The organism is Colwellia sp. BRX8-5, assembly GCF_014077325.1.
GTDB lineage: Bacteria > Pseudomonadota > Gammaproteobacteria > Enterobacterales > Alteromonadaceae > Colwellia_A.
This window is the reverse complement of record NZ_JACGVR010000012.1, coordinates 82,135-95,344: the sequence shown is the minus strand read 5'-3', so window position 1 is coordinate 95,344 and position 13,210 is coordinate 82,135. Positions and strand designations below refer to the sequence as shown.

Here is a 13,210-nt window from a genome sequence, read left to right as displayed (position 1 = left end):
TTAGTTAACTAACTCCGCGCAAGTATTAGCAACACGGAGAGTTGCATCAACGTGAGCAGCATCGTGCGCCGCTTTCACCATCGACCTTACGACGCTGTCGGAAATAAAAAGGCTGTTAAGCATTTGCGCTAAAGTCGTACCGTTAAATTCTTTTTGTGGTAATAATTTTGCAGCACCACGTGAAACTAAATACATCGCATTTTTGGTTTGATGGTCATCAACGGCATGAGGTAAAGGCACAAAAATAGCAGGTTTGGCTGCCATAGCGAGTTCTGAAACGGTTAAGGCACCTGCTCGGCAAACAACAATGTCTGCCCATTGATAAGCGGCCGCCATATCTTCAATAAATTCAGTCACTTTAACTTTATCTTCTGACAAGCCAAACTTTTTATAGCTGGCCAGTACTGCTGTTTGATTATCACGACCCGTTTGATGCCAAACGTCAATATTTTGCAGTTGTATTTGTTTTAGCGCTTGTGGCACGGTTTCATTCAAAATTTTAGCGCCAAGACTTCCACCAACCACTAGTACTTTTTTACTACTACTTGGATTCTCGGGGATCACTGGCGTTAACGCGGTTATTTCTTTACGCAACGGGTTTCCAACCACCTGAAAGTCAATATTAGCGGTAAAAGCGTTTGGGAATGCACTCAACACTTTAGTGGCAATTTTCGCTAAATAACGGTTTGTCATGCCAGCAACCGCATTTTGTTCATGTAAAACTAAAGGGATCCGCATTAACCAAGCAGCAAAGCCACCAGGAGCACTTGCATAACCGCCCATGCCTAAGACAACATCGGGTTTTACTTTGCGTAATATCGCAATTGATTGTAAAACCGACTGTAATAATTGAAACGGTATTTTAACACGCTCTAACAAGCTTTTATTACGTACACCGGCAATATTGATAAATGAAATATCAAACCCATGCTCAGGAACAATTTTTGCTTCCATACGTTTTTCAGTGCCAAGCCAATGTATCTTCCAGCCTTGAGCTTTGAGCATTTCTGCCACAGCTATACCTGGGAAAATATGACCACCTGTGCCACCAGCCATCACTAATAAAGTGGGTGCTTTTTTGCTAGTTGTATTTTCAAATCCAGTCATATTGTTCACCCTCCTTATCATCTTTAGTTTTGGGTTTTACTACTATTTTATTCATTGCATTACTTTTTTTTATTTTGTTTTTCTTTGATTTTTTCTTAGTGGTCGCCTGAATACTTTGCAAACGTATCTCATGATCTATTCTCATCAAGATAAACACCGCCATGGTCATAATGATCATCGAGCTACCGCCATAACTTAATAACGGCATCGTTAACCCTTTAGTGGGCACTACACCTGCACTAGCACCAACATTGACCGCAGCTTGAAAGCTTATCCAAATACCAATAGCGTAAGCAAAAAAGCCTTCGAAATATTTTTCTTTTTGTAAAGCGGCTCTGCCAAGTAACAGTGCCTTGAGCACTAAAAACATACTCAGCATTAAGATCACGCTTATACCAATAAAGCCAAGTTCTTCTGCAACAACCGCCATAACAAAATCGGTATGCGCTTCGGGTAAATATTCTAGCTTTTGAATACTATTTCCTAACCCTTGTCCAAAAATCTCACCACGGCCATATGCCATCAATGATTGTGTTAATTGATAACCACTGCCAAAGGGATCTTCCCAAGGGTCTAAAAAGCCGGTAACTCGCGCCCAACGATAAGGAGAAAAATAAGCGAGCGCGGATAATAAACTAATGCCAACGCCAGATACACAAGCAAATTGCCAAAGTTTAGCGCCAGCTAAAAATAACAGACCAAAAGTGGTCACAAACATCACAACAATGGTACCTAAATCTGGTTGCATTAATAACAAACCACCAAGTACAGTAAAGACAACGAGTGGTTTAGCAAACCCTTTAACGTTTTCCATCACTTCATCACGACGTCGAACAAGATAAGACGATAAATAACAAAAGAAAAACAATTTCGCAGGCTCTGCCGCTTGTAACGTTATTGGACCCACAACAATCCACCGTGTCGAACCATTAACCGTTCGGCCAATCACTAACACCACAACTAACAGCAAAATCCCCAATAGCAGTAAATGCCCACTATGTTTTTGCCAAAGACTCATCGGTACGCTCATCGTGACAACGGCCACCAACAAACTTATACAAATATAAATAAAGTGACGCTCGACAAAATGAAACGGGTCATTGAACAATCTTTCTGCTACAGGCATAGACGAACTGGCGACCATAATGAGACCAATCATATACATACTAATAGCGAGTAATAAGTACGTACGATCAAATGTAGCGCTGCTAGCACCTTGCTCTGCCGATAACCACATGGGTAGTTTTATATTATCGAGTTTAGAGAGAACTGATGTTGTCATGAGTTCTCCTCTGGCAAGCTTGGTGTTTTATTTTCTCCGCTCAACTTGTTAACCGCATTGACAAAGACTTCGCCACGTTCAGCAAAGTTCTTGAACATATCAATGCTGGCACAAGCCGGTGAAAGTAACACTACATCACCTGATTTAACGATATTGCCAAGGATATTAATCGCTTGTTCAATACGGGTAACTTTACTATTTTTTATCTTTGCTTTATTAGCGACAGCAGCCACTTCATCGCCGTCTTTACCTAAGGTAAAAACATGGCTAACATCTTTAGAAAAAACGTTAGTTAATGGGGAAAAGTCTGCTCCTTTGCCATCGCCACCCGCAATAACATATAAGTTGTTATCTACTGACATCATAGCGGCTAAGCCTTCAATCGCTGCTAGGGTTGCGCCAACATTGGTTGCTTTAGAGTCGTTAATCCATTGCACATTTTTATACGTTGATATCAGCTGACAACGATGTTCCAAGCCTTTAAATTCAACTAAATGTACTAACATCTCGTCAAGTGGCCAACCAGCACTATGACCTAGTGCCAATACCGCTAAACAGTTCAAGGCATTGTGTAAACCGGCAATAGGTAGTTGATTAACACCAATAAGCGGCTTTGAGCCAAACATTAATTGTCTTTGTCCATCAATCACCGACATGCCAAAATGACCGTCGAGTGCAACATCGCTACCAAACGAAAGTGACTTTTGCGCCTTACCAACAAGTTGAGTATTAACATCATCACGATTAGTAATAGCCGTTTGACACTGTTGATAAATACCTCGTTTAATCGCGGCATAGTTTTCTAAGGTTTTATGACGATCTAAATGATCATCGCTCACATTTAAAACAGTTGCAGCAATCGCCTTCATACTGCGTAATGTTTCTAATTGAAAACTAGAAAGTTCTAAGACTAAGCAGTCGAGTGATTTTTGCGATTGTTCTAGTACCGGTACTCCAATATTACCGCCTAGTTCAACTTTTTTACCCAGCCTTTGTCCGAGAAAAGCCAATAAAGACACCACCGTTGATTTACCATTTGAACCGGTAACAGCAAGAATAGCGGTGTTATTATTTTGACAATAAAGCTCAACGTCTCCAGCAACAATACAATTTTTGCTTATCTGCTTAGCAATGTCAGCAATACTGGTATCTACACCTGGGCTGACCAGTAAAACATCGGCTGAAGCGATCAGTGTTTTATCCCAGCCACCTAACGTTAACGCTGTATGTGGAAACTCTTGCTTAAAAACGTCAATATTAATGGCATTATCACGACTGTCATTTACCGAGCAAGTTAAGCCATTTTTTGCTAAATAACGCACACAAGACAACCCTGTTAACCCTGCACCGAGGACAACAATTTTTTGGGTTGTTAGCTGCGCTATCGCTAGCGGAGCTTGTGAAATTTTTTGCGTCATTTTATGCTTTATACCTACTTTAAATACTATTTTTTATTAAACGATTTATTAATCAATCATTGTTAGCGTAGTTTTAATGTCGCTAAACCAATCAATACCAGTACTAATGAGATAATCCAAAAACGGACAATAACTCTTGGCTCAGGCCAGCCTTTTAATTCGTAATGATGGTGAATAGGCGCCATACGGAAAATACGTTGGCCACGTAATTTATAAGAGCCAACTTGTAAAATAACTGACACCGTTTCCATAACAAAAACACCGCCCATAATGAACAACACTAATTCTTGTCGAACTAAAACCGCGATAACACCCAAGGCTGCACCAAGTGCTAAAGAACCAACATCGCCCATAAATACTTGTGCAGGGTAAGTGTTAAACCAGAGAAATCCCAAACCTGCGCCAACAATAGCCGTACAAACAACCACTAACTCACTCGCCATCGCAATGTGGGGAATATTTAAATATTCAGAGAAGTTTGCGTGTCCTGTCATGTAGGCAAAAATAGCAAAAGCGCCGGCGACCATTATCGTTGGCACTATTGCTAAGCCATCTAAACCATCAGTTAAATTAACTGCGTTACTGGTCCCAACAATCACAAAGTAGGTCATACCAACGTAAAAAATACCCAGTTGAGGTAATACGTCTTTAACGAACGGAATAAGTAAACTTGTTTCTTCGGGACTTTGAGCAAGAGAATATAAAAACAAGGCGGTCGCTAAACCCGCAACGGTTTGCCAAAAGTATTTCCAACGCGCAATTAAACCATTAGGGTCTTTGCGAATAACTTTTCGATAATCATCAACAAAGCCTATTAGGCCAAAACTGGTGATAACAAAAAGTACGACCCAAACATAGGTGTTACTTAAATCGGCCCAGAGTAAAACACTGACCACAATAGCGGCTAAAATTAACAGCCCACCCATAGTCGGCGTGCCGGTTTTCACCAAATGGCTTTCGGGGCCATCATCGCGAACAACCTGACCCACTTGCATATTTTGCAAGAAACGGATCAGCTTAGGACCAAAGTACAAAGATATAGTTAACGCGGTTAATGTACTTACAATGGCGCGAAATGTTAGATAAGAAAAAACATTAAAAAAACTGTAATACTGTGTTAAATATTCACTTAGCCAAACTAGCATGAACTTATCTCCGATGATTTATGTTCTGAAGTTGACGAAGAGAGTTCTAAATTTTTACGCCAGTTAATAATATCTTGCACTACATTTTCCATACGCGCACTACGTGATCCTTTGACTAAGATAGAGATCGCTTGCTGCTCATTTTCCAATAAAGAAGTTAAACAACGCATTAACGACACTCTGTCACTAAAATGTTGGCCATTAAAAGCATCAGCTGAACTTTGACTCAGCACGCCCAGCGTCAGTAAATCATCAATTTTGCATTGTTTAGCATAATCGCCAACTTCATGATGATAACCTCGAGCTTGTGCGCCCAATTCACCCATATCACCAAGGATAAGGATGCGTCGACCTGAGTAGCTAGCCAATAAATCGCTAGCCGCTTTTATTGATTCAACATTTGCGTTGTAAGTATCATCAATTAATTTAAACGTGGGTGTTAACTGATGTAAATTTAATCGGCCTTTCACCGGTGACATTTCAGCCAAGCCTAAACGAATATCGTCAAGGCTAGCACCAAATTCTAAAGCAATCGCAGCTGCAGCAACCGCATTACAAACATTGTGTTTCCCCGGCACCGTTAATTCAATGAACGTATTGCCAGAGTGAGTATTAAGCTTAAAGCCAGCACAACCTGTATCATCAAGTATTACATCACTTGAGAAACAGTCAGCAGCTTGTTCACATGAGAACGTTCTTACTTTTTTGTCAACCAAACGCCATTGCCATTTATTGGCAAATTTACAATCTTGGTTATATAGAGCAATGCCGCCACTGCTTAGGCCTTCAAAAATTTCACCTTTTGCACGTGCCACACCGCATAAATCGCCAAATCCCTCTAAATGAGCCGCGGCAATATTATTAATAATAGCAACATCAGGCTTCACTAATGCTGAGGTGTAAGCTATTTCACCCATATGATTTGCACCCAACTCAACCACAGCAAATTCGTGCTGTGACTCAAGGCGCAATAAGGTGAGTGGCACACCAATATCGTTATTAAAATTCCCTTTTGTTGCTAATACCTTGCCCAAGCGTGATAAAATTGCCGCTACCATTTCTTTTACTGTGGTTTTACCACTACTTCCGGTAATAGCAACCGTTTTAGGGGCAACTTTTTCTTTCACATAAGCAGCTATCTTGCCTAAGGCTTTATGCGTATCTTCAACAATAATTTGAGGAATACTCAGTTGGCAATCATCTTGAACAATCACGGCTGCACAACCTAATTCAATCACCTGATTCAAAAAACGGTGTGCATCAAAATTTGGCCCCTTGAGCGCAAGAAATAATTCACCCTTTGCTAATGCTCGACTATCGGTATTAATGCTATCAATAGTGATGTTTTCTCCAACGAGCTTACCATCAACGGCTAAAGCAATTTCAGCTAAGCATAATGGGATCATGAGATTGCTCCTGCAGTGTTACTTTGTTGTTGATAAACGTCATAAATGGCTTTAACCAATTCACGTTCGTTATAATTAATTTTTTCATTAGCTACTATGATGTAGTCTTCATGGCCTTTACCCGCAAGTAAAACCATGTCATCAGCCTTTGCTTTTGCCAAGGTAGCTTTGATCGCGGCTTCGCGGTCAAGTAAAACGGTAATTTTTTCAGGAAAAAGACACCCCGCGAGCATATCGGCAACGATATCTTCAGCTTTTTCTGTTCTTGGATTATCTGTGGTAAACACCAGATGATCAGCACCATTCTCGGCTGCTAGCGCCATTAGTGGTCGCTTACCTTTGTCTCTGTCTCCTCCACAACCAAACACCACCCATAACTCACCTTTACAATGGTGGCGACAAGCATGCAGTGCACTGACTAATGCATCGGGAGTATGTGCATAGTCAACAATAGTGGTTGCTTTATTATTAGCTTTAAATGTTTCCATGCGGCCAACAATCGGTGTTAATGCTTTAACCGCTAACGCGATATCATGTAATGAAATATTTTTACTCATCAATACAGCAATACCCGCTAATAAATTTTCAATATTGAAATCGCCCATTAGCACGCTGTCAATTTCTTGTTGACCAAGATGGGTATTCAAGATGAATTGAACACCATTAGCATGGGTTTTCATCTCACTGGCTTGGGCATAAGCTGAAAATTGAGTAACTGCGGCCGATTTACCATAAACAATAAGACTTTGCTTATTTGGCCAATGCGCTAACCATTGTTTACCTTGCTGGTCATCACCATTAATAATGGCTATTTGTTTGGCATCATGACTAAAAATTTGATATTTGGCGTCAGCATAGTTTGTCATGGTTTTATGATAATCAAGATGATCGCGTGTCAAATTGGTGAACACGGCAATATCAAGTAAATTTGCTATAACACGCCGCTGTTCAAGTGCATGAGAAGATATTTCCATAGCAACATTTTTACAATGATCTGCAGAGAACTCAGCCATTAACTGATGCAACTGTGTTGCTGCCGGTGTCGTGTTTTCAACGGTTTGTAGCGATTCAATTTGTCCAGCGCCATTGGTGCCTATAACCGCTGTTCTTTGTTGGCAACTCGCTAATAATTTTGAGATTATTTGACTGGTGCTGGTTTTACCATTGGTGCCAGTAATACCTATAATCGTCATATTATCTTGTGGACTTTGATAATACCCCTTAGCAAATGAAAATAACTTTTCATTGAGTTGATAGAAATAGACTTGTGCTATTTTTTTATCTGAATTTTCTGTCGTTAAATAAACAATTTCACCATGTTGGCTGGCATGGCTGCATTCAGCAATGATTAACCCACACTCTAATGATACGGCTTGGTTAATATAATCATTACCATTTTGCTGATGGCCGATAATCGCACAAAAGACATCGCCCGCTTTTAATTTACGGGTATCATTAACCAAATCTCCACAATTCATTGGGAAATAAGCCCGTTCAGCCAATGCGGGTAACGGTAAATTAAACCGTTTAAAAACGTCAAATAATTGTGCTTGGCTCAATGAAAAAGTAAACTTAGGCATCGGCATGCTCCTGTTTTACTTTCATTGTTGGCTTGTCTTCACTGACCACAGGTCTTATATCAGCAACACGCTTTGCATCTGGGGCAATATTTAATACCCGCAATGCGCCTTTCATTACTCTTGAAAAGACAGGGGCAGCAACTTCGCCACCATGGTATAAATCGCCGCCAGGTTCATTGATAACAACAACAACCACAATCTCAGGATCAGAAATTGGTGCCATGCCAGCAAACAAGCCAACGTATTCATTGCCATAGCCACCAGCGAAAGCTTTAATTGCAGTGCCCGTTTTGCCACCAACACGGTAACCTTCTACCTTAGCATTTGGGGTATGCTCATTAACCACATTTTCTAACATGCCAACAACTTGTTCACTCGATTGCTCTGAAAAAATCCGTACATCTCGAAGTGGAATAGTATCCAAGGTATCTTTTTTGATAATAGTGAGCGGCTTTTTAATGCCGCCATTAGCTAAGGTTGAATAAAAACGTGCTAGTTGAAGCGGGGTTGCCGCAACACCATGCCCCCAAGATAAGGTCGCTAATTCAAATTTCGACCAACGTTGGCGATCATGCATAATACCTGAACTTTCGCCAACTAAGCCAACACCGGTTTCTTCGCCAAAGCCAGCATCAAAAAATTTATTCAGTAAAAATTCTTTCGGTACTGAAAGTGCTAATTTTGTCGTGCCCATATTTGATGAATGCACCAAAATATCAGTAATACTTAATTTACCACGGTTAATTGGGTCGCCAACTCTGCGGCCACCTAAACGCATCCAACCTGGACTGGTATCAATGATGCTGTCGGCTTTTACTGAACCAAACTCTAAGGCGGTTAATGCAGTTAAAGGTTTTAAGGTTGAACCCGGTTCATAAAAATCGGTGATCGCTCGATTTCGAAAACGATGGATCGCTGTGTTTCGACGATTATTAGGATTATAAGATGGGCTATTTACCAGCGCTAAAATTTCGCCTGTATGAACATTAGTAACAACGACTGAGCCTGATGTCGCTTTAAATGCTTTTACCGCACCTTTTAATTCTTTATAAGCGATGGCTTGAATACGCTGATCAATACTCAAAACGATATCTTTGGGCTGAGTAGATTCTTGCTCAGACAGTATTTCTATTTTACGGCCCTTAGCATCTTTACGGTATTGTTTTTCGCCGTCAGTTCCCGTCAGTAATTGATCGTAAACGCGTTCAACACCCTCGATACCTTTGTCATCTACATTGGTAAAGCCAACAACATGAGCGCTTATTTCTCCTGACGGATAAAAGCGTTTTGATTCTTTTCGTAAATGAATACCCGGTATTTTTAATTCTTTAATGTATTTAGCCATTGCTGGCGATACTTTACGTTCAACATAAACAAAACGTTTAGTTGGGTTTTTAACAATACGTGAAGTTAGTTTGTTAACATTACGCCCTAAAACATCGGCAAGTGCTTGCCAATGCTCTTTCATTGCTAGCGCATTGTTGTCCATGATAATTTTAGGATCTGCCCACACGGTTTCAACCGGGACACTGATCGCCAGTTCACGGCCGTTACGATCGACAATTGAACCACGTTGTACTGTATGAGCAGCGGTACGTAATGAGCGCATATCTCCCTGTTTTTTCAACATGTCGGGTTCAATGATTTGAATATATGCACTGCGAGCCAACAAACCTGCATAAACAAACACTATTAGGCCGACCACAACGTAAAAACGCCATGCCACCGAAATTTGCTGTTTATCTACTTGTTTCTTCACTAACTTGCTCATTGTTGTTGAATGATAATTTCCGAATTTATATTCGGTCTTTTCATCTGTAATAATTTTCTAGCTTTGCTTTCTATCGTACTGTGCTCAGCTAGGCTATTTTGCTCTAACAATAAATTACGCCACTCAATATCTAACTCATCTCTTTCTGTTAATAATATTTCTAAACCACTGGTGGTTTGACGATTTAAATGGGTGAAGTAAATCACCGAAAATGCCGAAATAACCACCATAACTAACAACAGATATATAAATATATGTCGCTGAATGTCGTACCAAACTTCTAATGGCAATGCCATTTTTGAGTTTGCCATAACTATATCAGCCGCATTAAAGCGGTAATCTCATTGCAACCCGCATGACTGAACTTCGTGAACGTTTATTTTCTTCAACTTCACTTTCACTGGGTTTTAGTCTTCGACCAACAAGTTCTAATTTTTTACCTTTATTCAATTCTGCTTCACTGATCGGTAAACCACGAGGCACTTTTTTGCCTTGCGAGTGTTTTTTCATAAACTGCTTAACAAGACGGTCTTCTAATGAATGGAAGCTAATAACCACTAAACGACCATTTTCAGCAAGTACTGATAATGATGCCGCAAGTACTTTTTCAATTTGCTCTAACTCACTATTAATGTAAATACGGATCGCTTGAAAGCTTCGTGTCGCTGGGTGCTTTTTAATTTCGCGTTGTGGTGCTGTCGTTTGAATGATTTTGGCTAACTGACTAGTACGGGTATAAGGGGTTTCTTCACGTGTATCAACAATGGCGTTAGCAATTCGCCAAGCGTGTTTTTCTTCACCAAAAGTACGTAGTACCCAAGTAATATCTTCAACATCAGCCACAGCAATCCATTCTGCTGCGGTTTGTCCACGCGAAGTATCCATACGCATGTCTAATGGGCCATCATTCATAAAGCTAAAGCCACGTTCGGCTTCATCAAGCTGTGGCGAAGACACGCCAAGGTCAAGGAGAATACCGTCAACTTTACCAAGTAATTGATGCTTTTCAGCAATGTTTTGTAAGTCGGCAAAGCCTTCGTGCTCAATAGTGAATCGAGCATCGTCAGCAAATTTTTCTGCTGCTTTAATTGCCGTAAGATCTCGGTCAATGGCAATAAGCCGACCATTTTCAGAGAGTTGAGAAAGTATAAGGGCTGAGTGCCCGCCTCGACCAAACGTACAGTCGATATAGGTACCATCGGGGTTGATTGCGAGTCCGGTCACTGCTTCGTCAAGCAATACCGAGATATGTGAATTATCTAATTTCATTTTGGGTAACACCATGTTACTGAATACCAAGTGATCAATTCGGTATCGGGTTATTAACTATTTTTAGTCTTATTTTTGCTATTTACAGTGATAAGTCTAACAAGCGGTCAGTCAGTTCAATTTCACCCGACTGAATTTGGCTAATGCCTTTTTGCATTTGCGCTTGCCAGGCATTTTCACTCCAAATTTCAAATTTCTTTAATTGTCCTACCAGCATCACACCTTTTTCTAAATTGGCATGTAAACGCAACGGACCATTAATCAATAAGCGACCACTCTTATCAATTTCACAATCAGAAGCATTGCCTAAAAGTACTTGCTGTAACAATCGTTCTTGTGGGTTCATACTCGATAAACTACACAATTTTAATTCTATTTCTTCCCATTCAGGAAGCGGGTAAAGTAGTAGGCAGGGATGTTGAATATCAACGGTACAAACCATTTTTCCTTGGCAATCGGCAAATAGCTCTTCGCGGTACTTGGTCGGTACCGTGATTCTATTTTTACTGTCGAGCGTAATTGCGCTTGTGCCTCTAAACATAATCCTGCTTTATTATTTTAGTAATCCTTTAAGATCCACTAATTCCCACTTATTCCCACATTGATACAGTTTAGTGAGAAAAGTGAAGTCATGTCAAGCAAAGATTGGTATAAATGATCTGGCCGAACGCCAATAAAATTAAGGCTTTGAGCAAAGTTGATGAATTTGTGGGGTTTTGTGGATCCTTGCCCCAGAATATGTAATACAATTAATTTTTTAGCTAATTTCGAAGAAAAGATGAGCGGTTAGCGACTACTTACTTGATACCAATGAGTCCTATTATTAACAACCAAAAAGCAAAAAATAATTTCAACTTAGTTGCTGAGAGGTGCGTCACTAAGGTCTTAGCAAAAATACCGCCAAGCAAGGCACCTGGGCCTGCAAATAGCACCACTTGCCAATAAACTTCAAATTGAATCAAGGTATGCTGCCAGATGGCGGACCAAACAGTAAAAGCTGAAACAATCACGGCTGCGGCCACCGCCATACTAATGTCAAAACGTCGAAGAATTAAATAAATAGCCAATAACTCACCAACACCTACCGATAGCCAAGCGGTAAGCGCACCACCAAATAGTCCTATGGTGGTTAAAGCGAGCCAATCAAAAAGGTAGAGTTGGCTACGCTCGCGATGTGGCTTAATAAAGAAGATAGTGCCAATTATAAATAGGCCAAGCACTAAAGAGAACCAGCTAAAGCTGTGATGCAAAGAAGTGGGTGAGCTAAGTTGATTACCATAAACAAACCAAATACCGATAATTGAGCTTATTGTGGTCACACTGATAATACGTTTAAACCCTTGCCATAAACGTAATTGTGTTTTTTCACTATGGTAATGAAACCACCAAGTAAAAGCGCCGGCAGTCATACCAAAACATTGAATAGCAAAGCTGGTCGCTATAGATTGTTGTTCAGTAAAGTTGAGTTGATTAAACAATGGGATAAAGACAACCCCGCCACCTGCTCCCGTTGAATTGGCAAAAATACCGCCAAGTAAGCCAATAAAACTAAAGACCCCATACTCACGAATGTCTTCGATAGCTATAGGAGACATTACTAGCATGCCAAACCAAATCGAAATGAATATTAAAATAAATTTAGGGTTATTTAAGCGAAAAAAATTCACTGAATATTAACGCTTACTTTGCTGAGCCTGTTTATCGGTAAGGAATGTTATCGCTGCTGCCGATAAATTTTTATTAGAAATGTAACTACGCCCCTGAGCGTGTCTTATTAACCAACCTAGCTGGGTGTTTTGTATTAATTGCACGTCTGACCACAATAATGTCAAGCTAGCGTAAAATGATTTACTCACAATGCCCTGTTCATCAATCGTTAAATCAACATTACCTTTGGCGGCTTTACTGAGCATTTGTCGCATCACCCACCACGGTTTTTGATAATAGGTACTGACGGCTTCAAGAATACCTAAAGCAAAAACAAACCAAGCTGCATAGGGATTCATTTCGGTAAACAGTACTAACAACATTCCAGCAACGGATAAGGCAATTGATTTTTTATAGGCACTTATTGAAGTAACGATGACAACAGATTCGCTAAAACATTCTTGAAAATGGGCTTTGTCTAGTTCGTAGGTTGTTGAGTAGGTAAAAGGCTGTGACATAAAGATAAAAAACTCAGGTAAAATAATAATGTTATTTTACCTGAGTTTTTAATAAATGATGAAGTAA

At 40.1% G+C, this 13,210-nt stretch carries 12 protein-coding genes; all 12 read right to left on the bottom strand.

Features of this window, described 5'->3' with window-relative positions; genetic code table 11:
- Positions 1-1,107 (bottom strand): undecaprenyldiphospho-muramoylpentapeptide beta-N-acetylglucosaminyltransferase, encoded by a 1,107-nt coding sequence (gene murG / locus H4J62_RS10305; protein WP_070374775.1) that lies wholly within the window; start codon positions 1,105-1,107, stop codon positions 1-3.
- Positions 1,094-2,344, bottom strand: a complete 1,251-nt coding sequence (gene ftsW / locus H4J62_RS10300; protein ID WP_259364715.1) for a cell division protein FtsW — start codon at positions 2,342-2,344, stop codon at positions 1,094-1,096. Before ftsW ends, murG begins: the two co-directional genes overlap by 14 nt.
- A gap of 41 nt (positions 2,345-2,385) precedes the next feature.
- Positions 2,386-3,807: a UDP-N-acetylmuramoyl-L-alanine--D-glutamate ligase gene (gene murD, locus H4J62_RS10295; protein ID WP_182213322.1), complete on the bottom strand. Its 1,422-nt coding sequence runs from the start codon at positions 3,805-3,807 to the stop codon at positions 2,386-2,388.
- 62 nt (positions 3,808-3,869) lie between these two features.
- Positions 3,870-4,952 (bottom strand): phospho-N-acetylmuramoyl-pentapeptide-transferase, encoded by a 1,083-nt coding sequence (gene mraY, locus H4J62_RS10290; RefSeq protein WP_182213320.1) that lies wholly within the window; start codon positions 4,950-4,952, stop codon positions 3,870-3,872.
- On the bottom strand, positions 4,946-6,358 hold the full coding sequence (gene murF / locus H4J62_RS10285) for a UDP-N-acetylmuramoyl-tripeptide--D-alanyl-D-alanine ligase (RefSeq protein WP_182213318.1): 1,413 nt from the start codon (positions 6,356-6,358) through the stop codon (positions 4,946-4,948). The genes mraY and murF overlap by 7 nt, the downstream gene beginning before the upstream one ends.
- On the bottom strand, positions 6,355-7,938 hold the full coding sequence (locus H4J62_RS10280) for a UDP-N-acetylmuramoyl-L-alanyl-D-glutamate--2,6-diaminopimelate ligase (protein WP_182213316.1): 1,584 nt from the start codon (positions 7,936-7,938) through the stop codon (positions 6,355-6,357). Before H4J62_RS10280 ends, murF begins: the two co-directional genes overlap by 4 nt.
- Complete coding sequence (locus H4J62_RS10275) at positions 7,931-9,709, bottom strand: penicillin-binding protein 2 (protein ID WP_182213314.1); 1,779 nt, start codon at positions 9,707-9,709, stop codon at positions 7,931-7,933. The genes H4J62_RS10280 and H4J62_RS10275 overlap by 8 nt, the downstream gene beginning before the upstream one ends.
- Positions 9,706-10,020: a cell division protein FtsL gene (gene ftsL / locus H4J62_RS10270; RefSeq protein ID WP_182213312.1), complete on the bottom strand. Its 315-nt coding sequence runs from the start codon at positions 10,018-10,020 to the stop codon at positions 9,706-9,708. The genes H4J62_RS10275 and ftsL overlap by 4 nt, the downstream gene beginning before the upstream one ends.
- A gap of 16 nt (positions 10,021-10,036) precedes the next feature.
- Positions 10,037-10,978: a 16S rRNA (cytosine(1402)-N(4))-methyltransferase RsmH gene (rsmH, locus tag H4J62_RS10265; RefSeq protein WP_070377051.1), complete on the bottom strand. Its 942-nt coding sequence runs from the start codon at positions 10,976-10,978 to the stop codon at positions 10,037-10,039.
- Between the two features lie 82 nt (positions 10,979-11,060).
- Positions 11,061-11,519: a division/cell wall cluster transcriptional repressor MraZ gene (mraZ, locus tag H4J62_RS10260; protein WP_070374782.1), complete on the bottom strand. Its 459-nt coding sequence runs from the start codon at positions 11,517-11,519 to the stop codon at positions 11,061-11,063.
- 256 nt (positions 11,520-11,775) lie between these two features.
- Positions 11,776-12,573 carry a sulfite exporter TauE/SafE family protein gene (locus tag H4J62_RS10255; protein ID WP_259364706.1) on the bottom strand — a complete coding sequence of 266 codons (798 nt, stop codon included), beginning with the start codon at positions 12,571-12,573 and terminating at the stop codon, positions 11,776-11,778.
- A 78-nt stretch (positions 12,574-12,651) separates the two neighbouring features.
- Positions 12,652-13,143: a YcxB family protein gene (locus H4J62_RS10250; RefSeq protein ID WP_182213309.1), complete on the bottom strand. Its 492-nt coding sequence runs from the start codon at positions 13,141-13,143 to the stop codon at positions 12,652-12,654.
- Positions 13,144-13,210: the final 67 nt, after the last annotated feature.